General features: G+C 43.2%; 26 protein-coding genes and 1 other annotated feature. Of the genes, 9 read left to right on the top strand and 17 right to left on the bottom strand.

What is annotated here, in order from left to right:
- Window positions 1-171 precede the first annotated feature (171 nt).
- On the top strand, window positions 172-906 hold the full coding sequence (gene prpE, locus KXZ66_RS06260) for a bis(5'-nucleosyl)-tetraphosphatase PrpE (protein WP_077670622.1): 735 nt from the start codon (window positions 172-174) through the stop codon (window positions 904-906).
- Window positions 907-918: 12 nt separating this feature from the next.
- Here prpE and KXZ66_RS06255 read toward each other — a convergent pair whose 3' ends face one another.
- From KXZ66_RS06255 to KXZ66_RS06240, 4 genes are read right to left on the bottom strand one after another with little or no spacing between them, the layout of a single operon-like run.
- Window positions 919-1818 (bottom strand): RluA family pseudouridine synthase, encoded by a 900-nt coding sequence (locus KXZ66_RS06255; protein ID WP_219144855.1) that lies wholly within the window; start codon window positions 1816-1818, stop codon window positions 919-921.
- A gap of 14 nt (window positions 1819-1832) precedes the next feature.
- Complete coding sequence (locus KXZ66_RS06250) at window positions 1833-2633, bottom strand: NAD kinase (protein WP_003232918.1); 801 nt, start codon at window positions 2631-2633, stop codon at window positions 1833-1835.
- 18 nt (window positions 2634-2651) lie between these two features.
- Complete coding sequence (gene yjbM, locus KXZ66_RS06245; RefSeq protein ID WP_003245294.1) at window positions 2652-3287, bottom strand: GTP diphosphokinase; 636 nt, start codon at window positions 3285-3287, stop codon at window positions 2652-2654.
- 28 nt (window positions 3288-3315) lie between these two features.
- Entirely contained in the window at window positions 3316-3684 is a 369-nt protein-coding gene (locus KXZ66_RS06240; RefSeq protein ID WP_021479543.1) for a UPF0738 family protein, read from the bottom strand.
- A 124-nt stretch (window positions 3685-3808) separates the two neighbouring features.
- Here KXZ66_RS06240 and KXZ66_RS06235 point away from each other — a divergent pair, with 124 nt between their 5' ends.
- The 5 genes from KXZ66_RS06235 (at window position 3809) to KXZ66_RS06215 (ending at window position 7161) form a co-directional block, all read left to right on the top strand.
- Window positions 3809-4381, top strand: a complete 573-nt coding sequence (locus KXZ66_RS06235) for a CYTH domain-containing protein (protein ID WP_219144854.1) — start codon at window positions 3809-3811, stop codon at window positions 4379-4381.
- Window positions 4382-4395: 14 nt separating this feature from the next.
- Complete coding sequence (cwlQ, locus tag KXZ66_RS06230) at window positions 4396-5130, top strand: bifunctional muramidase/murein lytic transglycosylase (RefSeq protein ID WP_257475331.1); 735 nt, start codon at window positions 4396-4398, stop codon at window positions 5128-5130.
- Between the two features lie 254 nt (window positions 5131-5384).
- Complete coding sequence (locus KXZ66_RS06225; RefSeq protein WP_003232928.1) at window positions 5385-5783, top strand: globin domain-containing protein; 399 nt, start codon at window positions 5385-5387, stop codon at window positions 5781-5783.
- Window positions 5780-6679 (top strand): protease adaptor protein SpxH, encoded by a 900-nt coding sequence (spxH, locus tag KXZ66_RS06220; protein WP_003245184.1) that lies wholly within the window; start codon window positions 5780-5782, stop codon window positions 6677-6679. The genes KXZ66_RS06225 and spxH overlap by 4 nt, the downstream gene beginning before the upstream one ends.
- A gap of 314 nt (window positions 6680-6993) precedes the next feature.
- A complete protein-coding gene (locus KXZ66_RS06215) occupies window positions 6994-7161 on the top strand; it encodes a hypothetical protein (protein ID WP_003244944.1) in 168 nt (55 codons plus the stop codon).
- A gap of 37 nt (window positions 7162-7198) precedes the next feature.
- Here KXZ66_RS06215 and pepF read toward each other — a convergent pair whose 3' ends face one another.
- Window positions 7199-9028 carry an oligoendopeptidase F gene (gene pepF, locus KXZ66_RS06210; protein ID WP_219144853.1) on the bottom strand — a complete coding sequence of 610 codons (1830 nt, stop codon included), beginning with the start codon at window positions 9026-9028 and terminating at the stop codon, window positions 7199-7201.
- Window positions 9029-9257: 229 nt separating this feature from the next.
- Window positions 9258-10409, bottom strand: coding sequence for a competence protein CoiA (gene coiA / locus KXZ66_RS06205; RefSeq protein ID WP_219144852.1), 1152 nt, complete (start codon window positions 10407-10409; stop codon window positions 9258-9260).
- A gap of 43 nt (window positions 10410-10452) precedes the next feature.
- Between coiA and KXZ66_RS06200 the strand changes: the two genes are divergently transcribed.
- Window positions 10453-10575, top strand: a complete 123-nt coding sequence (locus KXZ66_RS06200) for a hypothetical protein (protein ID WP_021479547.1) — start codon at window positions 10453-10455, stop codon at window positions 10573-10575.
- On the opposite strand, the gene mecA is transcribed toward KXZ66_RS06200, so the two are convergent.
- Both mecA and KXZ66_RS06190 read right to left on the bottom strand, forming a co-directional pair.
- Window positions 10570-11226, bottom strand: a complete 657-nt coding sequence (gene mecA, locus KXZ66_RS06195; protein WP_003232942.1) for an adaptor protein MecA — start codon at window positions 11224-11226, stop codon at window positions 10570-10572. The genes KXZ66_RS06200 and mecA overlap by 6 nt on opposite strands.
- Complete coding sequence (locus KXZ66_RS06190; RefSeq protein ID WP_119122854.1) at window positions 11193-11333, bottom strand: hypothetical protein; 141 nt, start codon at window positions 11331-11333, stop codon at window positions 11193-11195. Before KXZ66_RS06190 ends, mecA begins: the two co-directional genes overlap by 34 nt.
- 169 nt (window positions 11334-11502) lie before the next feature.
- Between KXZ66_RS06190 and KXZ66_RS06185 the strand changes: the two genes are divergently transcribed.
- A complete protein-coding gene (locus tag KXZ66_RS06185) occupies window positions 11503-12159 on the top strand; it encodes a TerC family protein (protein ID WP_003232944.1) in 657 nt (218 codons plus the stop codon).
- A 45-nt stretch (window positions 12160-12204) separates the two neighbouring features.
- Here the strand turns inward: KXZ66_RS06185 and spx are convergent, their stop codons facing one another.
- The 8 genes from spx to oppA all read right to left on the bottom strand — a co-directional run bounded on the left by spx (window position 12205) and on the right by oppA (window position 20448).
- Window positions 12205-12600: a transcriptional regulator Spx gene (spx, locus tag KXZ66_RS06180; protein ID WP_014476435.1), complete on the bottom strand. Its 396-nt coding sequence runs from the start codon at window positions 12598-12600 to the stop codon at window positions 12205-12207.
- A gap of 180 nt (window positions 12601-12780) precedes the next feature.
- On the bottom strand, window positions 12781-13359 hold the full coding sequence (locus KXZ66_RS06175; protein ID WP_003224597.1) for a GNAT family N-acetyltransferase: 579 nt from the start codon (window positions 13357-13359) through the stop codon (window positions 12781-12783).
- 163 nt (window positions 13360-13522) lie between these two features.
- Window positions 13523-14740 carry an MFS transporter gene (locus tag KXZ66_RS06170; RefSeq protein ID WP_072175656.1) on the bottom strand — a complete coding sequence of 406 codons (1218 nt, stop codon included), beginning with the start codon at window positions 14738-14740 and terminating at the stop codon, window positions 13523-13525.
- A 106-nt stretch (window positions 14741-14846) separates the two neighbouring features.
- Window positions 14847-15764 carry an oligopeptide ABC transporter ATP-binding protein OppF gene (oppF, locus tag KXZ66_RS06165; RefSeq protein WP_003239287.1) on the bottom strand — a complete coding sequence of 306 codons (918 nt, stop codon included), beginning with the start codon at window positions 15762-15764 and terminating at the stop codon, window positions 14847-14849.
- A gap of 1 nt (window position 15765) precedes the next feature.
- Complete coding sequence (oppD, locus tag KXZ66_RS06160; RefSeq protein ID WP_015252358.1) at window positions 15766-16842, bottom strand: oligopeptide ABC transporter ATP-binding protein OppD; 1077 nt, start codon at window positions 16840-16842, stop codon at window positions 15766-15768.
- Between the two features lie 4 nt (window positions 16843-16846).
- The gene (oppC, locus tag KXZ66_RS06155) at window positions 16847-17764 is read right to left on the bottom strand and encodes an oligopeptide ABC transporter permease OppC (RefSeq protein WP_021479549.1); all 918 of its coding nucleotides are present in this window, start codon (window positions 17762-17764) and stop codon (window positions 16847-16849) included.
- Between the two features lie 3 nt (window positions 17765-17767).
- Window positions 17768-18703 (bottom strand): oligopeptide ABC transporter permease OppB, encoded by a 936-nt coding sequence (gene oppB, locus KXZ66_RS06150; protein ID WP_003245554.1) that lies wholly within the window; start codon window positions 18701-18703, stop codon window positions 17768-17770.
- 107 nt (window positions 18704-18810) lie between these two features.
- Window positions 18811-20448: an oligopeptide ABC transporter substrate-binding protein OppA gene (oppA, locus tag KXZ66_RS06145; RefSeq protein ID WP_063335040.1), complete on the bottom strand. Its 1638-nt coding sequence runs from the start codon at window positions 20446-20448 to the stop codon at window positions 18811-18813.
- 470 nt (window positions 20449-20918) lie between these two features.
- Window positions 20919-21134 (top strand) — a binding site (T-box leader).
- A gap of 58 nt (window positions 21135-21192) precedes the next feature.
- Between oppA and trpS the strand changes: the two genes are divergently transcribed.
- Window positions 21193-22185 (top strand): tryptophan--tRNA ligase, encoded by a 993-nt coding sequence (gene trpS, locus KXZ66_RS06140; protein ID WP_003245134.1) that lies wholly within the window; start codon window positions 21193-21195, stop codon window positions 22183-22185.
- A 33-nt stretch (window positions 22186-22218) separates the two neighbouring features.
- Here the strand turns inward: trpS and KXZ66_RS06135 are convergent, their stop codons facing one another.
- Window positions 22219-22971, bottom strand: a complete 753-nt coding sequence (locus tag KXZ66_RS06135; protein WP_003239298.1) for a YjbA family protein — start codon at window positions 22969-22971, stop codon at window positions 22219-22221.
- Window positions 22972-23018 lie beyond the last annotated feature (47 nt).

The raw sequence follows: 23018 nt of genomic DNA, 5'->3' as shown, positions 1-23018 counted from the left end.
TTTAAAAAACATAACGCGATTTTAACAAGGGTGATGATGAAAAATAAAGTGATAAGGTCTTAATGCTGTTTAGAAAATGATTCTTCTTCTATAATTTGCACATAAAAGCTTGTGATGACTCACAACACTTTGCTTCATAATAAATAAAACAATCGGTAAGGAGGATACCGCATGGCTTACGATATCATCAGCGATATTCATGGCTGCTATGACGAAATGACTGCATTAATCCAAAAGCTTGGCTATACAATCAAAAATGGAGTACCTATCCATGAAGAAGGCAGGGTGCTTGTTTTTGCCGGAGATTTAACTGACAGAGGGCCCAAATCGATAGAGGTCATCCGATTTGTAGCCGGCGCTTACGAAAAAGGCGCTGTTCGTTATGTCCCGGGAAACCATTGCAATAAATTATATCGTTACTTAAAAGGAAATCCGGTAAAAGTGATGCATGGTCTCGAAACAACAGCGGCAGAGCTTGAGGAACTTTCTAAAGATGAGAGAAAATCAGTCAGCGAACAGTTTATGAAGCTGTACGAAACAGCGCCGCTTTACGACATCTTACATAATGGAGAATTAGTTGTCGCCCATGCTGGCATAAGAGCTGACGATATCGGCAAATATACCCGCAGAGTGAAGGACTTTGTGCTTTACGGTGACGTGACGGGTGAAACATATCCGGACGGCAGACCCGTCAGACGTGATTGGGCGGCAGCCTATAACGGAAAGGCTTGGGTGGTATACGGTCATACACCTGTGAAAGAGCCTCGGAAGGTCAATCGCACCATCAACATTGATACAGGCTGCGTGTTCGGAAATCAACTGACAGGCTTTCGCTTTCCAGAAATAGAAACCGTCTCTGTTCCAAGCTCCCTGCCTTACGACGAATCAAGATTTCGCCCCATATAAAAAAGGAGAGAATCAATGATTCTCTCCTTTTATCAGTTTTCTCATATCCTGAGGCAGTGGAGCATGAAACGTCATGTTCTCCTGTGTCAGCGGATGGATAAACGAAAGATGCTTGCTGTGCAGAGCCTGCCGGCCAATTTCCTGTCTCGTTCCGCCGTACAGTGTATCGCCGCACAACGGGTGCCCGAGATAACTCATATGAACACGAATTTGATGGGTTCGTCCAGTCTCAAGCTGCAACGTCACCGAGGTCATATCGTCATTTGCACATGTGACGTAAAAATGCGTAACAGCCTTCTGGCCGTCTGGCGTTACCGTCCGTTCAATTATACTGTCAGGATGTCTGCCAATCGGAGCATCGACTGTTCCCTCCATCTGTGCCATCCGCCCGTGAACCACTGCCGCATACCGGCGTTTCACAAGGCCGTTTTTTTGCGCAGACGATAAAATGGAGTGGGCAAATCGATGCTTGGCAACAAGCATGACACCTGATGTATCCCGGTCTAACCGGGTGACAAGATGAACTGTCGCCCTCACTCCGGTTGTTTGATAATGATCAATAATTCCATTGGCAATGCTGCCGGAGGGGTGCTCTCTCGAAGGGATTGATGACACATACGGCTGCTTGTTTATCACAAGCACATGTTCATCCTCATAAAGGATATCGAGCGGAACAGGCTCTGCCAACAGCGTCTCGCTCACCTGCTCCTCAGGAAACTTCACGATAAGAAGATCTCCCTCTTTCAAAACGTATTTGACCGTCACATGCTCACCGTTAATCTGCAGGTCGCCCCCGCCAAACTTAATATCGGTCAGCAGACGTTTTGAAATTCCCAGTTCACTGGCATATTCCTTTACAGTCATCCCGTCCTCAGCGGAAGTAATGTTCTTTCTGATAAAAAAATGCTCCACGATATGTCCTCTTTCTATTCACCTTTTCCAATAAACGAATCCTGGACTCTTTTCCAAAATGGAAACGGACGGAATCTCGCAAACCGCACTTTTTCGGATGCAACTTGGCAGCGGATCGACTTTACATCCTTATGGAGAAGGGTTAAGTGGTCAATCGTCACTTGAAAGTCAACTTCGTTTCTCGGCTTAATCATGCAATCATGATGGGATGGGAGAAGCAGAGGTGACCCCACCGTACGGAACACGCGGTTATTAATTGAAGCCATTTCCGCAAGCTGGATCGCCCTGATAGACGGATGGATAATCGCTCCGCCCAGCGCCTTATTGTAGGCTGTGCTGCCTGATGGAGTTGACAGGCAGAGGCCGTCGCCCCGGAAGGTTTCAAAGAGCTGCCCTTTGATTTCCACATCAGCAACAAGGCTTCCTTCGATGCTTTTAATCGTACATTCATTCAAAGCTAAGTATCTTTCTTCCCGCTCGTTTTCGTGATAGGTCACAATGACTTCGAGAAGCGGATATTCGACTGTATGATACGGCGTTTTCGCGATGGCAAGAACAAGTTTTTCAATTTCATGAGGAACCCAGTCGGCATAAAAACCCAGATGACCTGTGTGAACGCCGACAAATGCTGTTTTGTCCAAGCGGTCGCTGTATCTGTGAAAAGCATACAAAAGCGTTCCGTCGCCTCCGACTGAAATAACGATTTCCGGTTCATTTTCATCCAGTTCCATATCAAAATCCAATAAATACGCCTGTATTTTGCTTTTCAGCGTATCAGAAACTTGATCTCCTTTTGATGATACGGCAAATTTCATGCTCTTCTTCCCCTTTACCTATTGTTGCTCGCTTCCTTTTTTCTTTCTTGAAAAGGCAGCTTGAGCTTCCTGTACTTCACCCCTGATCTCCGACATCTCTTCATCAAGCCGGGAAGCCGCTTCAGAAGCGCGCTGAAGCCTTAGTTTTACTTTTTCAGGAATGTTTCCGCTGTATTTATAATTCAATGAATGTTCAATGGTCGCCCAAAAATTCATCGCCAGTGTACGGATCTGTATTTCTACGAGAACATGCTTTTCTCCGGATACCGTCTGCAAAGGGTACAGCACAACAAGATGGTATGATCGGTATCCGCTCTCTTTATGTTCCGCAATATAATCCCTCTGATCCACAACGGTGAAATCTTTTCTGGCAAAAAGCATCTCTTTTACGATTTGGATGTCATCGACAAATTGGCACATGATTCTAAGGCCAGCAATGTCCTGCATGGTTTCAATTTCATGCAGCGGTATGCTTTTCCGTCTCGCTTTTTCAAGTATGCTGGCCACAGGCTTGACGCGTCCGGTCACAAATTCGATCGGTGAATGGTCGTCCTCGTATTCATATAGTGTGCGGATCCCCTTGAGCTTCACTTTCAACTCTTCGACAGCCTGGCGGTACGGCACTAAAAAACGCTCCCATTGTTTGTCATCCATCATACATCCCCCAATTCCGAACCAGTTTCTATAAAAACACGCGTTTCACTTTTTCTTCCATTTCTTCTCCATAGTTTGCATTATCTTTTATATTTTCTAAAAGATATTCCAGCTCCTCATGCAGGCCTGCCAGTTCAATTGTTTGGTCTCCTGCCTCTAAAACAACCGGTGTTTTTTGTGCATGGGCCTGCTTCAGTTCCGGCCATACATGTTCCTTTATAATGACATATTCAAAAGAATCAGCTAATTCAAGTATGTATACAAAAGCAAAGTGGTCAGAATCAACAAGCATTTGACCTGACGGCTTGCGTTCCGCTTCGTTTCCTTCTGTCTGACAGGCAAGGCGAAGCTGATCATCCGATAATGTTGCATTCAAAATTTCGATTCTGTTTTGCATAATGCTCTCCTTTTTTAAACAAAGTACAGATTCATTTTATCATATCGAGCTCGATATTGATAAACCTAACATCTAAAGAGATAATAGTAAAAATAAGATTTACAGGGCGGAAAGGAAGAGCATCATGAGCCAAGAAATTGAAATCGAATTTAAAAACATGCTGACCAAACAAGAATTCAAAAACATAGCAGCGGCACTCCAGCTGACAGAAAAAGATTTTACAGATCAAAAGAATCATTATTTTGATACAGACAGCTTCGGGCTGAAACAAAAACATGCTGCGCTTCGTATCCGCAGAAAAAACGGAAAGTATGTCCTTACATTAAAGGAGCCGGCTGATGTGGGGCTTCTGGAAACGCACCAGCAGCTTTCAGAGGTATCAGATCTCGCTGGATTTTCAGTTCCCGAGGGCCCCGTGAAGGACCAGCTGCACAAGCTTCAGATCGATACGGATGCCATTCAATACTTTGGATCTTTAGCAACAAACCGTGCGGAAAAAGAAACAGAAAAAGGCTTAATAGTTTTAGACCACAGCCGATATTTAAATAAAGAGGACTATGAAATTGAATTTGAGGCGGCGGATTGGCATGAGGGCAGACAAGCCTTCGAAAAGCTGCTTCAGCAATTCAGCATTCCTCAGCGCGAAACCAAAAATAAAATTCTGCGTTTTTATGAAGAAAAACGAAAGTCTATATAAGGTGGAATGACATCGTGAATGTAACGAATTGGGCAGCTTTACTTCAGCTTCAGGCACTACAGTCCATATCTAATGCACGCAGCAGCTCGGACAATCAGAATACGGAAAGCCCGCTTTCAAGTTTCAGTTCTTTGCTCAGCCAATATACAAACGGTCTGGCATCTCAGCAATCAGCACCTTCTTCATCGCCAAGCCCGCTCAGCATGCTGAACAGCGCGAATACAACAGCGCCGTCACTGCTTTCAGCGTATGGGCTTAACTCATATACGAGCAGCAATTCAGGTTCAATCACAAAAGCGGCCGAAAGCACTGAAACATCTGCTGCAGATTCAGCTTCAAACAAACATGAAGCAAATCAGATCAGTTCGGGAGACTTTTCTATTGACAGTACGATTAAAAAAGCCGCTGATAAATATGGCGTTGATGAAAAACTGATCCGTTCCGTCATCAAACAGGAATCAGGCTTTAATGCAAAAGCGGTCAGCGGAGCAGGTGCGATGGGCCTCATGCAGCTGATGCCGTCAACAGCAAGCTCACTTGGCGTTTCCAATCCGCTTGATCCGCAGCAAAATGTGGAGGGCGGAACGAAATATTTAAAACAAATGCTGGATAAATACGACGGCAATGTGTCTATGGCATTAGCGGCTTACAACGCCGGACCGGGGAATGTTGACCGATACGGAGGCATTCCTCCTTTCCAAGAAACGCAAAACTATGTAAAAAAAATAACTTCAGCTTATTACGCGTAACCAGAGGTGCTCTTTCCCTCTGGTTTTTTTGCGAAGTGAAATCTTACGCATTCCTGATTTTTATGTGATATGATATGAAATACAAACCCCGGCTGTCAGCCGAAATGAGTCATCAAACGCATAAAAGGCAGTTTGTTTGTAGAAATGATGCCTTGTTGCTAAAATAAATCTAGATGAAACAATGAAATACAGAAAATTACTTTTTGCAATAGGATTTATGATTCCTATTAGCCATATTTAAAGGAGTAGTCAACATGGGACAATCGTTTAACGCACCTTATGAAGCGATTGGAGAGGAACTTCTATCGCAACTTGTTGATACTTTTTATGAGCGTGTCGCGTCTCATCCTTTGCTGAAGCCGATTTTTCCAAGCGATTTGACAGAAACCGCTAGGAAACAGAAGCAATTCTTAACTCAGTATTTAGGCGGGCCTCCGCTTTATACCGAGGAGCACGGCCATCCTATGCTCAGAGCAAGGCATCTTCCCTTTCCAATTACAAACGAGAGAGCTGATGCGTGGCTCAGCTGTATGAAGGACGCAATGGACCATGTAGGGCTGGAGGGCGAAATTCGTGAGTTTTTGTTTGGCCGGCTGGAGTTGACAGCAAGGCATATGGTGAATCAAACGGAAGCGGAGGATCGATCATCTTGACAAACTATCAGCATGAGCTATACTTCGCCCATTGCCACGGTCATCCAAAAAAACCGCTTGAAATTTATATGTTTGTAGACCCTTTATGTCCTGAATGCTGGTCCTTAGAGCCCGTCATCAAAAAGCTAAAAATCAGATACGGACGTTTTTTCACCTTACGCATTATCGCTTCCGCAAGCCTTACCGCTTTAAATAAAAAGCGAAAAAAGCATCTTCTCGCAGAAGCATGGGAAAAGATCGCGAGCCGCTCTGGCATGTCATGTGACGGCAATGTCTGGTTCGAACAGGATCAGCCGCTTTCATCGCCTTATATGGCTGCTCTCGCTTTTAAAGCAGCCGAATTGCAAGGACGAAAAGCCGGCATGCAATTTCTTAGAAATATGCAGGAGAGCCTATTTGTTTCAAAGAAAAATATTACGGATGAAAACGTGCTTTTGGAGATTGCTGAAAATACAAGTCTCGATCTTGAAGAATTCAAAAAAGATCTGCATTCTCAAAGCGCGGTCAAGGCGCTTCAATGTGACATGAAAATTGCTGCTGAGATGGATGTTTCTGTTAATCCGACACTGACGTTTTTTAATACGCAGCATGAGGATGAAGGGCTTAAAGTTCCTGGCAGCTACTCATATGATGTATATGAAGAAATTTTATTTGAGATGCTTGGCGACGAGCCGAAGCCGTCGGAAACACCGCCTTTAGAATGTTTTATTGAATATTTCCGCTTCGTTGCCTCTAAGGAAATTGCTCTTGTATATGACCTGAGCTTGGAAGAGGTAGAAAAAGAAATGAAAAAACTGGCGTTTGCTAAAAAGGTTGCCAAAGTGGAAGCCAAACACGGAATGTTTTGGAAGTCTCTCAGCACTTATTCTGATGAATATCAATCATGTGAAAAATAGCCGCAGGCGTGTATATGCTTGAGGCTGTTTTTTTACGCCCTGAACCAAACGTACGTTCTATTTTTAACACTAAAGAAACCGCGCCGGGATAAGCGCGGTTTCATATGTCTTAACGACAACAAAGGGGATGGGAGAAATTTTTCACGGTCAAACAAAGGGGTAATGTTTGTTTGTGATCAATTTCACATCCTTATGATAACAAAAGATGTCGACTTTTGACAACCTCTATGCTTAATGTTCATATTTTTGTCACAAAACATAACGAAGTGCATTCACTCATATCCTTATAAGGAAAAAGGACGAGGAGGATCGCCATGATGTCTACTTTGATCTCAATTGTGTGCATTGCCGTTTTTTTCTGTCTGAATATCTTAGGCATGATGCATATGCTGCCGCTTTATATTACCTCTCCTCTGCTGTTTCTGTCTATTTTGTTTACCCTCTACCGCTTGAATCACCGGAAAACCTTTAAAGGGTTTTAAAAAAGCCTGTGCGTCATTTCCGCACAGGCTTACTTTTTTAAGACTGCTTGACTTTCATCAGCAGCTCTTCCATTTCATCAAGTTTTTCTTCAAACATTTTGCACGCGGCTTCGATTGGCTCAGGAGACGTCATATCAACACCCGCTTTTTTCAGGACATCAATCGGGTATTGTGAGCTTCCCGCTTTCAGGAAGTCAATATAACGGTCAACCGCCGGCTTTCCTTCCTTCAAAATCTGGCTGCTTAATGCTTGGGCAGCGCTGTACCCTGTCGCATACTGATACACATAGTAATTGTAATAGAAGTGCGGAATACGCGACCATTCAAGGCCGATTTCCTTATCAATCACCATGCCGTCTCCAAAATACTTTTTATTCAGGTCGTAATAGACATTTGTCAGAAGCTCAGGTGTAAGCGGCTCGCCTTCTTGCGCCTTTGTATGGATCAGATGTTCAAATTCAGCGAACATCGTTTGTCTGAAGACCGTTCCCCTGAAGCCCTCAAGCATATGGTTGAGAATATATAAGCGCTGTTTTTCATCCTCTAAATTGTTCAGCAAATATTCGCCAAGGAGCGCTTCATTTGTCGTAGAGGCAACTTCCGCGACAAAGATACTGTAATTGCCATATGGATAAGGCTGGTGCTTTCTCGTATAGTAGCTGTGTACGGAATGTCCAAACTCGTGCACGAGCGTAAAGAGATTATTGACGTTATTATGCCAGTTCATCAAAATATACGGATTCGTGCCGTAAGCTCCTGATGAATAAGCCCCATTGCGTTTGCCTTTATTTTCGTAAACGTCCACCCAGCGGTTTTCCAGTCCTTCTTTTAGGATAGAGGCATATTCTTCCCCTAAAGGTGCGAGGCCTTTCAGCATGTAATCTTTGGCTTCCTCGTATGTCACCTTCATCCCCGCATCTTTCACAAGCGGTGTATACAGGTCATAGATATGCACTTCATCAAGCTCAAGCACTTTCTTTCTTAGCGCAATATAGCGGTGCAGGAGCGGCAAATGCTTATTAATCGTCTTAACAAGGTTATCGTATACTTCCTCAGGAATACTGTTGTTAGAAAGCGCAGCCTCACGCGCTGACTTGTACTTTTTCACTCTCGCGTAAAAGTTGTCCTTTTTCACAGTGCCGCTTAGCGTCGTGGCCATTGTGTTTTTATATTGTCCGTACGTTTTATACACTACGTCAAACGCATTTTTGCGGACTTCACGGTTTTCACTTTCCAAGAAATTAATAAAGTTGCCGTGAGTGATCTGTTTTTCATTCCCATCTTCGTCTTTAATGGACGGAAACGTTATATCTGCGTTATTTAACACGCTGAATGTATTTGAAGATGACCCCAGTACCTCGGAGGCTTCAGCAAGCAGTGCCTCTTCCTTTTCGCTCAGCACATGCGGACGTTCCTTTGTAATCTCCTCAATCGCATGAGAATACAGCTTTAATTCTTCTTTTTCAAGAATGAACTGCTGCAGTTTGTCTTCTTCTATGGATAAAATCTCCGGAACCAAATAAGCTGTCGCGCTTGCGGCCTGTGTATACAGGTTTCCCGCCTTGTCATTCAGCCCCTGGTAAAAGGAGTTCCCAGTATCCTGGTCAGAGCGCATATGCGCATATGTGTACAACCTACCCAGCCGCTCCATCACTTTATCTTGATACGTAAGAGCCTCGTATAAATGATCAGCTGAATCTGCCAGCTTTCCTTTATACTTAGATAAATTCGGAATTAATTCTTTTACAGCTTGAAATTCTTTATTCCAGGCCTCATCACTAGGAAAAATATCCTCAAGTCTCCATGTGTCTTCTGCCTTTACCTCACTTCTGTCAGGCAGTTGGTTTGCTTTTTTTTCCTCAGCCATGGTGATCCCCCTCGTCTTCTTTGATTCAAGCCAATTGAAAAAACATCTGTTTCTCAATAAACTTGTGTTGTGAATATCTTCCGGTTTTTCACTGCCTTTTGTCAAATCATATGCAGTAATGAAGAGAACGAATGCCAAAAAAGCAGTAAAAACACGAAAAACCTTTCCTTTTGTGCCTTTCACAGCCTGCCCACCACCTTTGTCTTAGGGTGAGCCAAATAAGACAAACTCATTCTATAAAACAGCTGCGGTCTCTTTCTATGAGATCCTGCATGGAGTGTATGCCGCCTGCAGGCTGATTCAGCACATATACTTCTTTCTGAGTCTCCCTTAAAAATCCCTTCTTGCACAAAAAATCAATATACTGTTTAACCGCTTCTGAAAGACACTCTTCGCTGCATTCAAACCTGAGTGCAATGTTCTTATTATAAATGTGCAGTTTGCACTGCTGCAAAACGGCTGAAAAACGAATTGGCGCACGTTTATCTCCAAGATCCGTCATAAACAAATAAAGAAACCCCTGCCACACAAAAACCGGACTCTTAAAAACTGCCCCTTTTCTAACAGGAACAAACACTTCAGTTGGCAGAAAAGAAAAAGGCGTCTGCCGCTTCTCATAAAACAGCAGCCTAAGGCGATTTATTTCCTTTGAGTTAAACCGATGGGGTTTATGGCGAAAACGGTGAATCGCTTTCGTCCAGCCTGAATATTGAAATGAGGGTTTCGGTTCAGTGAAAAAAAGATCGCCTGCACCTGCCCGATGGATAGGGATCGTTTGGACTGAGGAATAAGAATGGTTTGTGTAGAATGGAATGATGTGGCTGAGCCGGAGAAAAGAACGCCTTTCAGGACAATAACATATCAGCTCTCTGTATGGACTTGCATTGATAAACTGCCAATGAAAGGCTGAAAGCTGATAAAAGGACGAAGCAGTCCGTTTTAAGCGGCTGTATCCCATAATCCACTGCGGGATGATTCCTTCTTGTTTGAAGCCCTCTGTCCGCTTTTGAAAGACATCTGGAGCGATATTGGCGCATTGATATTCAACAGCAAGCATATGCTCCTTGATCCTTGCCATGACGTCCGGTCTTTGGTTGATTGTCCTTATATACGGCTCCAATATTGGTGAAGCCCGTTGTGTTTTCAGCCATACATACAGCTGTCTTTTTCCTTCTAAGTGGTAGGCGCTTTCCGGTTCGATGTCTATGGAGCAGGACTTGTTCTGTTTATGGGCAAAATGCGGCGCTTTTTGAAGTCCGAGCTTCACAGCTAGCTCTCCCCCGCATACCGGACAGAAGAACCGTCTCCGCTTTAATTTCTGGTTTTGCTGAGCGCCTAGAAGGTGGAACATTTGGCCGTCTTCAGTCACAGCACTAAACAATTGTCATCTCTCCTTTCCAGATGAAATATACTTTCTGGAAAAGATGATCAACTCCTGTTCGCTGTATTTTCCGCTTGTCTATATGTTTTTGATTTTTCACATCTCTAAAATGGCATTTTCGTGCATAAAAAAAACCGATTTCCGGAAGGAAATCGGTTTGCTATGATGCAAAGTGTTTTTTTATCGTTTCTAGAGCATGCTCTGAAATAATCAGCTTGCCGTACTCTTCAAGACGGTGTATGCTGATTGAGGATTCATTTGCGTACTCCAGCAGGATGCTTAGCTGATTTTCAACCTCTTCATCAGTCATATTGCAAAAATCTACATATAAATAATATCGGTTCTCAAACGAATATAAAGTCGTTTTGCTTCCGTTAACGTTCAAATTAGATAGAGAAATAACATCCTCAAAATCGCCAAATCGCAAGACAAATTGAAGCTTTTGCTCCTTCTCTTCCTGATTGACGGCTTGCTCTTCTTTCTGGAAATCATCCAGCAAGGCGTCAAGATCCTCAGATGCTGGTTCTTGCTTTTTATCCTCAGGAATCGGCAGTTCGAGCTTTTGTCCGTCTTTGGAAAGCTGGGCTTTTGTGACGATGATTTCTAATCCTTTGTCCAGTGCCTGAACTTGAATCCAAAGTGGGCCTTCCACAGCGAATTCCTCTTCTTCATGAACTTCATCCATGACTTCCCAGAAAAGTTCTTCACTGCGCTCACGGTTATACCAAATTTCTTCTCTGTCAAAACCGCGATCTTCAATATCTCCGTAAGACATATAAAATTTTACTGTATGCTCGTTAATTCTTTCAATTTCCATTTGCCAACCTTCCCTTCTATATAAGATGTTGAAGGGACATCTAAGCTCCCGATTAATTGTACTTTACTACACTTTACCCATTCCGTCCACATCTTAACCTTAACCAAGGCCAGTGTGAATTCCTTTGTATTTCTATTTTATGATAAAACAGTCACAAAAGAAATAAAAATGCACCTTTGCCTAAAAAACGGCAGTTCAGGCGGCTGATATCATAAAATACAACCTGTCTCATATAGTAGTAGTACAAGCGAAGGACTGAAAGCGAGGTGCCGCTTCATGGAGCATGACTATCTGATTTCTCTGCTTGTCATTGTTGGGATTGACCTGATCCTCGGCGGAGATAACGCGGTTGTTATTGCCATGGCCAGCAGACATTTGCCGGACAAGCAAAGACAGCAAGCCATTATTCTCGGAACATTTATTGCCGTTGCCATGAGAATCGGATTAACAAGTGCAGCAGTATATCTTTTGAACATTCCGTTCTTGCAGTGCGCCGGCGGAATTTTCCTGCTGTATTTAGGATATCAGCTGCTGATTGAAAAAAAAGACACGAAACACATTAAAAGCAGCACCTCCCTGTGGAGAGCGATACGAACGATTGTGCTTGCAGATCTCTTTATGTCGCTGGACAACGTCATCGCAGTTGCGGGAGCATCACACGGTGAGTTTTCTCTCGTTGTTATAGGTTTGTGTGTATCGGTTCCGGTTATTATTTGGGGCAGCAAACTCATCCATATTGCACTAGAGAAAATACCGCTTCTGATTTACGCGGGAAGCGGGCTGCTTGCTTATACTGGCGGAGAAATGATTGTCAGAGACAAAAAGCTGTCGCTTTTTATGGCGCAGCACGGCACAGTTGAAACGCTCCTCCCCATTTTGACGGTTGCGTTTGTCATTCTTGCGAGCATTTATTACCAGCAGGTTGAAAAATAATAAAAGAAGGCTGATGACTCAGCCTTCTTTTGATGATACGATCTATTAGTTTGCCAAACGCTGTGCTTCTCTTAATTGGAAAGAGCGAACTTTTCTTGGCAGGAAACGTCTGATTTCGTCTTCGTTATATCCGACCTGCAAACGTTTTTCGTCAATGATGATCGGACGGCGAAGCAAACCTGGATGCTCGTTGATCAAGCGGTACAAATCTTGCAGCGGCATAGATTCAACGTTCACATTCAGTTTTTGGAATACTTTTGAACGGGTTGAGATGATTTCATCTGTTCCATCCTCAGTCATTCGAAGAATTTGTTTTATTTCATCAATTGATAAAGGTTCAGAGAAAATGTTTCTTTCTACAAATGGAATATCGTGCTCCTCGAGCCACGCTCTCGCCTTTCTGCATGAAGTACAGCTTGGTGATGTGTATAGTGTAACCATTCATCTTCACTCCTCTAATTAGTAGGATGAACATCTATTTTATTCTTAAATTGAAATTACTCTAAAAAAGGAATCTTTACAGGTATTATACTATAAAAAAGTAAGTGTGAACAGTATCCTAAGAAAAAAATGTGTCAATCCAGCAAATTTTTAATGTTCATGATATGTTCTAATTCTCAATTAGCTTAACTGATCGAAAATATTTTTTTGTTTTTCTTCATCAATGAGTTTCAGGACTTCATCCGTTTTTTCGTACGATTCCCCGTACCATTTCTCGTCTTTATAAGTATGAATGTTTTCATATGTTTGTTTCATGGCTTCAAGAATTTCTTCTTCTGATTCTGTTTTTGGTGACCAGTACAGAATCTCCATCTTGTTTACTTCATTCGTAGCCAATGACCGGCGCCGGTACCCAATTGACTGAGCATGCTTGAAATGCTCTCTTTGATAAAACCTCAGGCGTTTTTCTGTATCAGTATCATCTTCATCCACAGGTTCCACCTCGAGCAATATGGGCTTATTTTTCTTTTTCAGCTTCGCGATCAATTTGCCGCCAAGCCCCTGCCCTCTTGCATCCTTAGACACATACAGATAATCAACGAAGATAAAAGAATCGAATTCCGCAAACATTAAAATATGATGTTTGCCTTCATCTTTATGATAAATATCGCTTCGCTCTTTCAGAAGAGCTTCCATATGCGCTTTTGATTTCATTTCTTCAATTGGAAAGTACTCGCTAAGCTTTTCATACCAGTTCATTGATTTGCTCCTTATGAGTTCGTTGTCTTCATACTTTTAGATATACCCCATTTCTTCTTGTTTAAACAGCCTTACATCTATAAAGACGTGCGAACTTCCGCCATGGTTTCATTTTTTTTCAGCAAAAACGGAGCCAGCTGCTCCGTTCATTTTGAAGTGTATCTCATTGAACTCGGTTTTCCCGCCTGTAATGAATCAGGCGGGGCTGCGCCAGTGCAATCAGAAATGTCATGATATATAATGCAGCAGCCGCGATAAAAGCTATTTTCGCACCAGCAGCATCAGCCACTAGTCCCATAATGGAGTAGGTGACGCCTGACCAAGGAGTCAAAATCGCATTTTTTGCAGCCATGATTCCGATTCGTTTCTGCTCGGGAATAACCTCCTGCAGCATGGTTTCCTGGCAAATATCACGCACCTGATAAAAAGGCCCCATTGCAGCACAAGCCAGAGCGCATAAAAATGGGACTGGAGAAAATGAAAACAAAAGGGTCAGCGCCGACATTACAAGCGAGCTGAACATAATGGCATAGCCCATATTCCGCTCAAAAAAAGAAGAAAAACGAATGGCAATCACACTGCCGACAATTGCGCCTATAAAATAGGAAGCGTTAAACATCCCCCACCACACCTCTGTTTCATGCAAAACAGCCGCAGTAAATGCGAGGAGAATAGCAGATGACCATACGGAACCCGCCAAAGCTTCTATCATGTCCATTACAGTAATGTCTCTTACAATAGGGATGATCATTAAATCCTTCCATATACTTCTGACAGATGCTGTTTCAGCAGTTCCTGCATCCTCTTCTTCATTAACATGCAGCACACTGATGGAAGCTCCCGATAGAACAAACAGGCAAATGGCAGCGCCGACAACGAGTTCAAAAGGGATGGCGTACGTCAGAAGGCCTCCAAGGCCCCAGCCTGCTGTTAAGAACAATTGATTCGAGAGGGAGATCACACCATTCGCTTTTACATATTGCTTCTTTGGAACAATAATCGGCAGCAGCGCAAATCTTGCCGGCTGAAAAAAAGCGCCCGCGAAGGAAAAACAAAACACAAACAGCAGCGTAATCCAAAAGAATGCCTGTCCGTGATGAGTGACGCTGTATGCCATCAGGGTTGTAAAGACCGCTCTCAGCAGATTCGCTCCCGCAAGCACCTTTTTAAAACCGAGAATGCGAAGCACCGGAGAGACGCAAAAGCTTGCTGCTATACTCGCAAACGACATGAACGATAAAATAAGGCCCGCCAAAAAAACGGAGTCAGTCATTTGATAGACCCGGACCATTAAAACGATTGTGGCGAGGACTCCTGCTAGAGATTGAAAAGATTGAGACAGCAATAGCGCAAAAACATTTTTGTTATGCAGAAATTGAATCGTATTTCGCCTCCGCTTTTTCCTCTAATTGTAAATGTTATCATTCTCACTTTCTATGAGGACGCAAAAAAATCCTTCAAGAGAAATCTCTTGAAGGATTGATGAATCATGAAAAAGCTTTAAATTCGGCTTCCGTGCACATCACAAAATGTCCCGGTTTGACTTCACGGAATTCCATCGTTTCCCCATCCTTTAATTGATGGACAGATGGATCATATTTCTGGCGAACGCGATTTCTCTCATAGTCCGGATCAGGAAGCGGAATCGCAGAAAGCAATGATTTTGTATATGGGTGAAGCGGATTTTCATAAAGCTCATCTGCCGGCGCAAGCTCAACCAGTTTCCCGAAATACATGACGCCAATGCGGTCACTGATGTATTTGACCATCGATAAATCGTGGGCAATAAACAAGTATGTGAGCCCTTTTTCTTTTTGCAGTTCTTTCATTAAATTCACGACCTGCGCTTGAATGGATACATCCAAAGCGGAAATCGGCTCATCCGCGATAATGAATTCCGGATCAACAGCAAGCGCTCTGGCAATCCCGATTCTTTGGCGCTGGCCGCCGGAAAATTCATGAGGATAGCGGTTCGCGTGTTCCTTGTTCAATCCCACTGTTTCCAATAGTTCATGAACTCGCTGCATCCGCTCTTTTTTCGTTTTTGCCAGCTTATGAATATCAAGGCCTTCAGCAATAATATCAGCAACTGTCATTCTCGGATTCAGGGATGCATAGGGGTCTTGGAAAATCATCTGCATTTTGCGGTTGAATTCCAGCAGCTTTTTCCGCGATTTTTTCCCGTGCACATTTTCACCGTTAAACAGCACCTCACCATCGGTTGCTTCGTACAGCCTGATAATGCTTCGGCCTGTTGTCGATTTACCGCAGCCAGATTCACCAACCAGCCCTAATGTTTCACCTTTATAGATATCAAATGATAAATCATCTACAGCCTTAACGGTTCCTCTCGGCGTGACAAAGTGCTGTTTTAAATGTTTGATTTCTAATAGTTTTTCAGTCAATTCATTCACCTTCTCTCACTAAGACAGGTTTTTCATACGTATTTGCCAGTTTACGCATTTTCGCTTTTACCGCTTCTGGCGGCTCTACCTTTGGCGCGTCGGGATGAAGCAGCCACGATTTGACATAATGAGTATCAGATACCTTAAACATTGGCGGCTCCTGTTCAAAATCGATTTTCATCGCATAAGGGCTCCGCAGGGCAAAAGCATCTCCTTTTGGCGGGTTTGTCAAATCAGGCGGCGTGCCCGGAATTGCAGTCAGCTCTTCCTCTCCTGAACTTTCCAGTGTCGGCATGGATGCAAGAAGCCCCCAAGTGTACGGATGTCTCGGATCGTAGAAGATTTCGTCTACCGTACCGGTTTCTACAATCTGTCCCGCGTACATGACAGCGACCCGGTCAGCAACGTTAGCCACAACACCAAGATCGTGTGTGATAAAGATGATGGACGTGTCAATTTTCTTTTGCAAATCCTTCATTAATTCCAAAATTTGCGCTTGAATCGTTACATCAAGAGCAGTTGTCGGCTCATCGGCGATCAGAAGTTTCGGATTCGCTGCAAGCGCCATGGCAATGACAACCCTCTGTCTCATCCCGCCTGAAAATTCATGCGGAAATTGGTTCACCCGCTTTTCCGGCATTGGGATACCGACTAATTCCAGCAGTTCAACCGCGCGTTTTTTAGCCGCTTCCTTCGAGATCTTTTCGTGTTTAAAAAGCACTTCCGTAATTTGTTTACCGACCTTCATCGTTGGATTTAAAGAGGTCATCGGATCTTGGAATATCATGCCGATCTCTTTTCCCCGGACATTTTGCATTTCTTTTTCAGACAGCGGCACCAGATCCTTTCCTTCAAACAGGATCTCACCGCGTTTGAAATAACCCGGAGGCATTGGAATCAGCTTCATAATCGCTTGAGAGGTTACACTTTTTCCGGAACCTGATTCGCCGACGATAGCCAGCGTCTCCCCTTTATCCAGATGGAAATTCACTCCGCGGATCGCCTGGACCTCTCCGCCATATGTTTTAAATGAAATTGCTAAATCTTTTACTTCTAATAGGCGTGTCACCCGTATCACTCCCTTATTTACGTAACTTAGGATCCAATGCGTCTCTTAATCCGTCGCCGACAACGTTGAAACCAAACATTGTAATGCAGATAAATCCGGCAGGGAAGAATAAACGCCACGGATAATAGGTCAATGCAGGCAATCCGTCAGAAGCCATCGTTCCCCAGCTTGCCAGCGGAGCCGGAACACCAAGTCCCAAATAGCTTAAAAAGGCTTCTGTGAAAATCGCAGTAGGAACTGTCAGTGTCATCGTGACCAAAATAGAACCCATTGCGTTTGGCACGATATGTTTAAACAGAAGACGGGATGTTTTTGCACCCAGTGTCTGTGAAGCAAGCACATACTCCTGATTCTTCAGCTGCAGCACTTGTCCGCGCACGATTCTGGCCATATTAATCCAGCCTGTAATCGTCATGGCAATAATAATCGTAAATAGACCTTTCGGAAGAACAACCATCAGTAAGATAACCATTAATAATGAAGGAACTGCCCAAAGGATATCAGCGATTCGCATCATGATTTCGTCCGTTCTGCCTCCGCGGAAGCCTGAAATGCTCCCCCAAATGACGCCGATCAGCAAATCGAGAACAGCGGCTGCGACACCGATAAAGATTGAGATTCGCGCTCCTACCCATGTACGGACGAAAATGTCCCGTCCAAGATCATCTGTGCCGAACCAGTGATCTTTTGAAGGCGGCTTATCCGCATTTAAAAGATTAGTAGTTGAATAATCATACCTTGAGAACACCGGCGCAAAAATTGCCATAAGGATAATGAGCATGATAATGATAAGCCCGACCATTGCAAGCTTATTGCTGCGGAAGCGAAGCATCGCATCTTTCCAGAGGGAAAGGCTCTTTTTACTTATTTTTTCTGCATCGCCGGCATTCGCTGCGGCTGGTTCAAACATGTTTTTTGGAATGTTCTGCATGGCCTAGGCTCCTTTCTTTGCTTTGGAAAGCTTGATTCTTGGATCAATAATGCCGTATAACACATCTACGATTAATACACACAATAGCAGGATGACACTGAAGAACACCGTTACACCCATAATGACCGTATAATCACGGTTTGTAATACTGTTGACGAAGTGTGCACCAAGCCCCGGAATCCCAAAAATGGTTTCAATAATGAAGCTCCCCGTTAAGACCTGTGCGGCCATCGGGCCCATATATGTAACAACCGGCAAAAGCGCGTTTCGAATGGCGTGCCGCACTGTAACCGCTGGGCGGGACAGCCCTTTCGCTTTCGCCGTGCGGATATAATCACTGTTTAACACTTCGATCATGCTTGAACGGGAAAGTCTGGCAATAAACGCCATCGGCATGGAAGCAAGTGCGATTGAAGGCAAAAAGGTGTATGCCCAGGAATCCCACCCCGCGACCGGAAACAGCCCAAGCTTCATGGAGAACACATATTGCAGAACAGCCGCCATGATAAAGCTCGGAACCGAAATACCAAATATCGTTAAAATCGCGACGGTATAATCCTGCCACTTATTATGGTAAAGGGCTGCAATGACCCCAAACAATACACCTAACGCTAAAGCGAGGAGAATAGCTTCTGCTCCAAGAGTAAATGAAACGGGGAAACCTGAACTGATCAGGTCGTTAACACTCTGACCTTTATATTTAAATGACGGTCCGAAATCCCACATTGCAACTGATTTCAAATAACTGACATATTGTACAAACAGCGGCTTGTCCAAGCCATAATGCGCATTTAAATTTGCTTCAATTTCAGGCGGAAGCTTTTTCTCACCTGAAAATGGCCCGCCCGGTGCTGCTTGCATTAAGAAGAATGTCACAGTTACAATCACAAATAGTGTGATAATCATATAGACTAAGCGTCTTCCGATATATTTTAGCAAGGGGGAACACCTCCATGGTTTTTACATTTTTATACTCCATCAGTAAGAAAGGTATATGGGGCTTTTCTCCCCATATACCTTGAGGTCTTTTATTTTCAGACGTAGCCTTATTTAAAATATGCGTTTCTGAAATAAACCTCACCAGTACCTGGCATGATAACACCTTTTAGGTTTTCATCCTGTACCCAAGTATCAGTATAGAAATAGATTGGGGCAACCGGCATTTCATCAATGAAAATACCTTCTGCTTTTTTCAGCAGCTCTGCACGTTTTGTTTTATCTGTTTCAGTTTGTGACTGATTCAGAAGCTTTTTGAATTCTGGATTTTCCCAGCCTGTATCGTTATTTCCTCCGTTTTTGTCACGGAACAATTCAAGGAAGTTGATAGGATCATTGAAGTCGCCGAGCCAGCCCATACGGCCGATTTGATAATCTTGGCTGTGGAGCTTATCAATATAGACATTCCACTCTGAGTTATCAAGCTCAACATCAACGCCTAAATTTTTCTTCCACATTTCTTGTACTGCTTGAGCGATTTTCGCGTGTGCGTCATCAGTGTTGTAAGACAATTTGATTTTTGGCAAATCAGATGCCTTGCTTAAGCCCATTTCTTTTAGGCCTTTATCAAGGTATTTTTTTGCTGTTTTGACATCATTGTCTTTGAAGTATCCTTCTTTGTTATCCTCAAATCCCTTCATTGTAGGCGGCACTGCAGCCATTGCCGGGATTTGCTCTCCTTGCGTAACGTTTTTAACAATCGACTGACGGTCAAGCGAATATGTTAAAGCTTTACGGATATTGACGTTGTCTAATGGCTTAGCTTCAGTGTTGAATTTGTACCAATACACTCCTGCAATCGGCTCAACATGTAAAGAACCGTCTTTTTTCAGGGTCGGCAGGGATTCTGTCGGAAGCTGTCCGAGCGGCATACCGGCCCAATCAAGTTCGCCAGCTTGGAATTTTTTTAGTTCCGTATTGTTATTGTTGATCATAACCATATCGATTTTCTTCAGTTTGACTTTGTCTTTATCCCAATACTGGTCATTTTTTTCGAGAGTAATAGAACCGCTGTGTTTCCATGCCGTCATTTTGAACGGCCCGTTTGATACATAATCATCTCCGGCATTTGTATTCCACTTTTTATTTTTCTCTGCAATTTTCTTATTGATCGGCATATACGTATAGAACGCAGTTAATTCAGTGAAATATGGCGTCGGGTTATTTAATTCAACCTTCAGCGTTTTGTCATTCACAGCTTTTACTGCCACATCGTCTAGGCTGCCTTTTCCGGTATTCGCCGCTTCAGCACCTTTTATGTAGTAGAGCTGGTAAGCGTATTGTGATTCATTATTAGGGTCAAGCGCCCATTTCCAAGCATATTCAAAATCTTGTGCTGTTACAGGGTCTCCATTAGACCATTTCACACCATCACGAATAGTGAATGTATATGTTTTACCGTCCTTGCTTGTTTCGATTTTGGATGCCATGCCTTCTTCAGGCTCCCCATCTGCATTGATGCGTGTCAATCCTTCAAAAGTCTGACGGATGACACCGCCTGAAACTGAATCATTTGCCAATCCCGGATGTAAGGAGAACGGCTCAGTTTTAATATTAATGTTAAGTGTCGTCTTTCCTTTACTGTCCTTTTTCCCTTCACCGTTTGATCCGCTGCCGCCAAAGCCGCACGCGCTCAGCACGAGAGTGAAAATGAGCATCAACGTGACAATCGACCAACGTTTTTTCATATTCGCAAACCCCCTAATAATAATTTTCAGCTCCTTACGGCTAAATCCTCAGAAATATCAGACAAATGAACCTGAGTTTCCACAACTTTTATTCTGTTCCGTCTTTTCTGATTATTTTTGTAAAAAAGCTGTAACAATAGAGTGAACAAGTTCATTATAATGAAACAAATAATTTATTGCAATATTATTTTATCAATTTAAAATATTTAAACTTCGTTAGTTTTTCTTCCATGAACATAATATCCTTCTACCATTTAAAGCATAAATTGATTAAAAACTTTTTCATGTGTTTTCTGCCCATATTGCTTTTTACATATAATATCTGCCTGTTTTTACGCTGATAGCAGTTATCATTTAAGGATTTTACAACAAGCATGTTATTTATATTATTACAATTTTACTGGAAAAAAGAATGTTTTTTCATGATGACAATTGGTTATAATTGATTTATAATGAAGCAATCAAAAGAAAAGCTTGCTATGAAAAAGAGTAGTACACATTTCACCTGTTTGAAGAGAGTCTGCGGTGCTGGGAGCAGATAACGGGCAATGTGGAATGGACTTTGGAGCAGCTGACCGAACTGGAAAAAAAGTAGGCTCAGCCGGAGCAGTCTCCGTTACAAACGTCAGAGTGATTTCATTTTAATGGAATAATCAGGGTGGTACCACGGTTCATTCGTCCCTTTTTTACAGGGGAAGAATGAGCCTTTTTTATTATGTTTTAAGAAATGAGGTTGATGTTTTCATGAAACAAACGATTTTTTCAGGCATTCAGCCAAGCGGCTCAGTGACGCTCGGCAACTATATCGGTGCAATGAAGCAGTTTGTCGAACTGCAGCATGATTATAATAGCTATTTTTGCATCGTGGACCAGCATGCGATAACTGTTCCTCAAGACCGGCTTGAGCTTAGAAAGAATATCCGCAATCTCGCAGCGCTTTACTTAGCTGTCGGACTTGATCCAGAAAAAGCAACATTGTTTATTCAATCAGAGGTCCCCGCGCATGCGCAGGCCGGATGGATGATGCAGTGTGTCGCATATATCGGCGAGCTTGAGCGGATGACTCAATTTAAGGACAAATCCAAAGGCAATGAAGCTGTCGTCTCCGGCCTGTTAACATATCCGCCGCTGATGGCCGCTGATATTCTGCTGTACGGAACGGATCTTGTGCCTGTCGGTGAGGATCAAAAGCAGCACCTTGAGCTGACGCGGAATCTCGCAGAACGCTTCAACAAAAAATACAACGACATCTTCACGATTCCGGAAGTGAAAATTCCAAAAGTCGGTGCACGTATCATGTCTCTGAATGATCCGCTGAAGAAGATGAGCAAATCTGATCCGAACCAGAAAGCTTATATTACCCTGCTGGATGAGCCGAAGCAGCTTGAAAAGAAAATCAAAAGCGCTGTAACGGATTCTGAAGGCATTGTCAAATTTGATAAGGAAAACAAACCGGGCGTTTCCAACCTTCTTACAATTTATTCAATCCTCGGCAATACGACAATTGAAGAGCTTGAAGCAAAGTACGAAGGAAAAGGCTACGGCGAGTTTAAAGGTGATTTGGCAGAAGTCGTGGTGAACGCATTAAAACCGATCCAGGACCGCTATTACGAGCTGATAGAATCTGAAGAATTAGACCGGATTCTTGATGAAGGCGCGGAACGAGCGAACCGGACAGCAAACAAAATGCTGAAAAAAATGGAGAATGCCATGGGTCTTGGAAGAAAAAGACGCTAATCAAAAAACCGCTCTTTGCAAAGAGCGGTTTTTTTAGTTGACCTTTGATTCGTTTTCCATTTCCCAAAGCTTTTCGAAAAAAGGCTGTCCTTTTATTAGGTTTTCGCAAAAAGCTAGGTGCTTGTCCGACCAGCCTTCAATTGTTTCGTTATACAGCATGTCCCAAATCTCTTCAAAGCTCATCCTTTTGATTTGTTCATACATATGCGGATTCCACTCTGTGTACCAGTAGCCAATTTCCGCTCGGTTTTTCAGCCCTTTTAATTGGTCAAGCGCCATAAACATCAGCTGCTTAATTTGCCGTTCTTTTCTTGTAAGTCCTCTGACATGTTCTGGTGCTAATGATAAGATGTGATATTCCTTGGAGGATTCCAGCTTCTTTGGCTCAAATTCATATGTTTCAGGCTCTACATCTTTTACCATTTCATAAACGAGCTGCTCCTGTCTTGGGATCAGACGGCTTTTTCTGACAGGGATCGTGTAGCCGATCGTGTCTACAGCTAAAATGCCGATTCCGTCTGTTACGACAAAACAATACTCAAGCTTTGTCCGCTCATGATTTTTCCGAATGTACGATTTCTGATGTACGTCTTCAAGCAAACCTTTCGGAAGCTCTGACAAATCGTTTTCTATGTAATGAAACAGTACTGACGGCACCCTTAACAGCGGCACCTGATCCAAAAGCTCAACCGTATCTTCCTTGCGCCACTCGTGAAAGTGGCATACATTGTAGCCATTTTCTTCCCCTTCAAACCAATTGACCCACACATCATGAAGAAATAACATCTCTAACCCCTCACTTTTATAAAAACTGTTGTCCACAGTATAGGCAA

Origin of the sequence: Bacillus sp. LJBS17 (genome assembly GCF_019334685.1) — a bacterium.
GTDB classification, from domain to species: domain Bacteria; phylum Bacillota; class Bacilli; order Bacillales; family Bacillaceae; genus Bacillus; species Bacillus subtilis.
The sequence above is the reverse complement of the archived record's forward strand: the minus strand, read 5'-3'. Positions and strand labels throughout refer to the sequence as shown.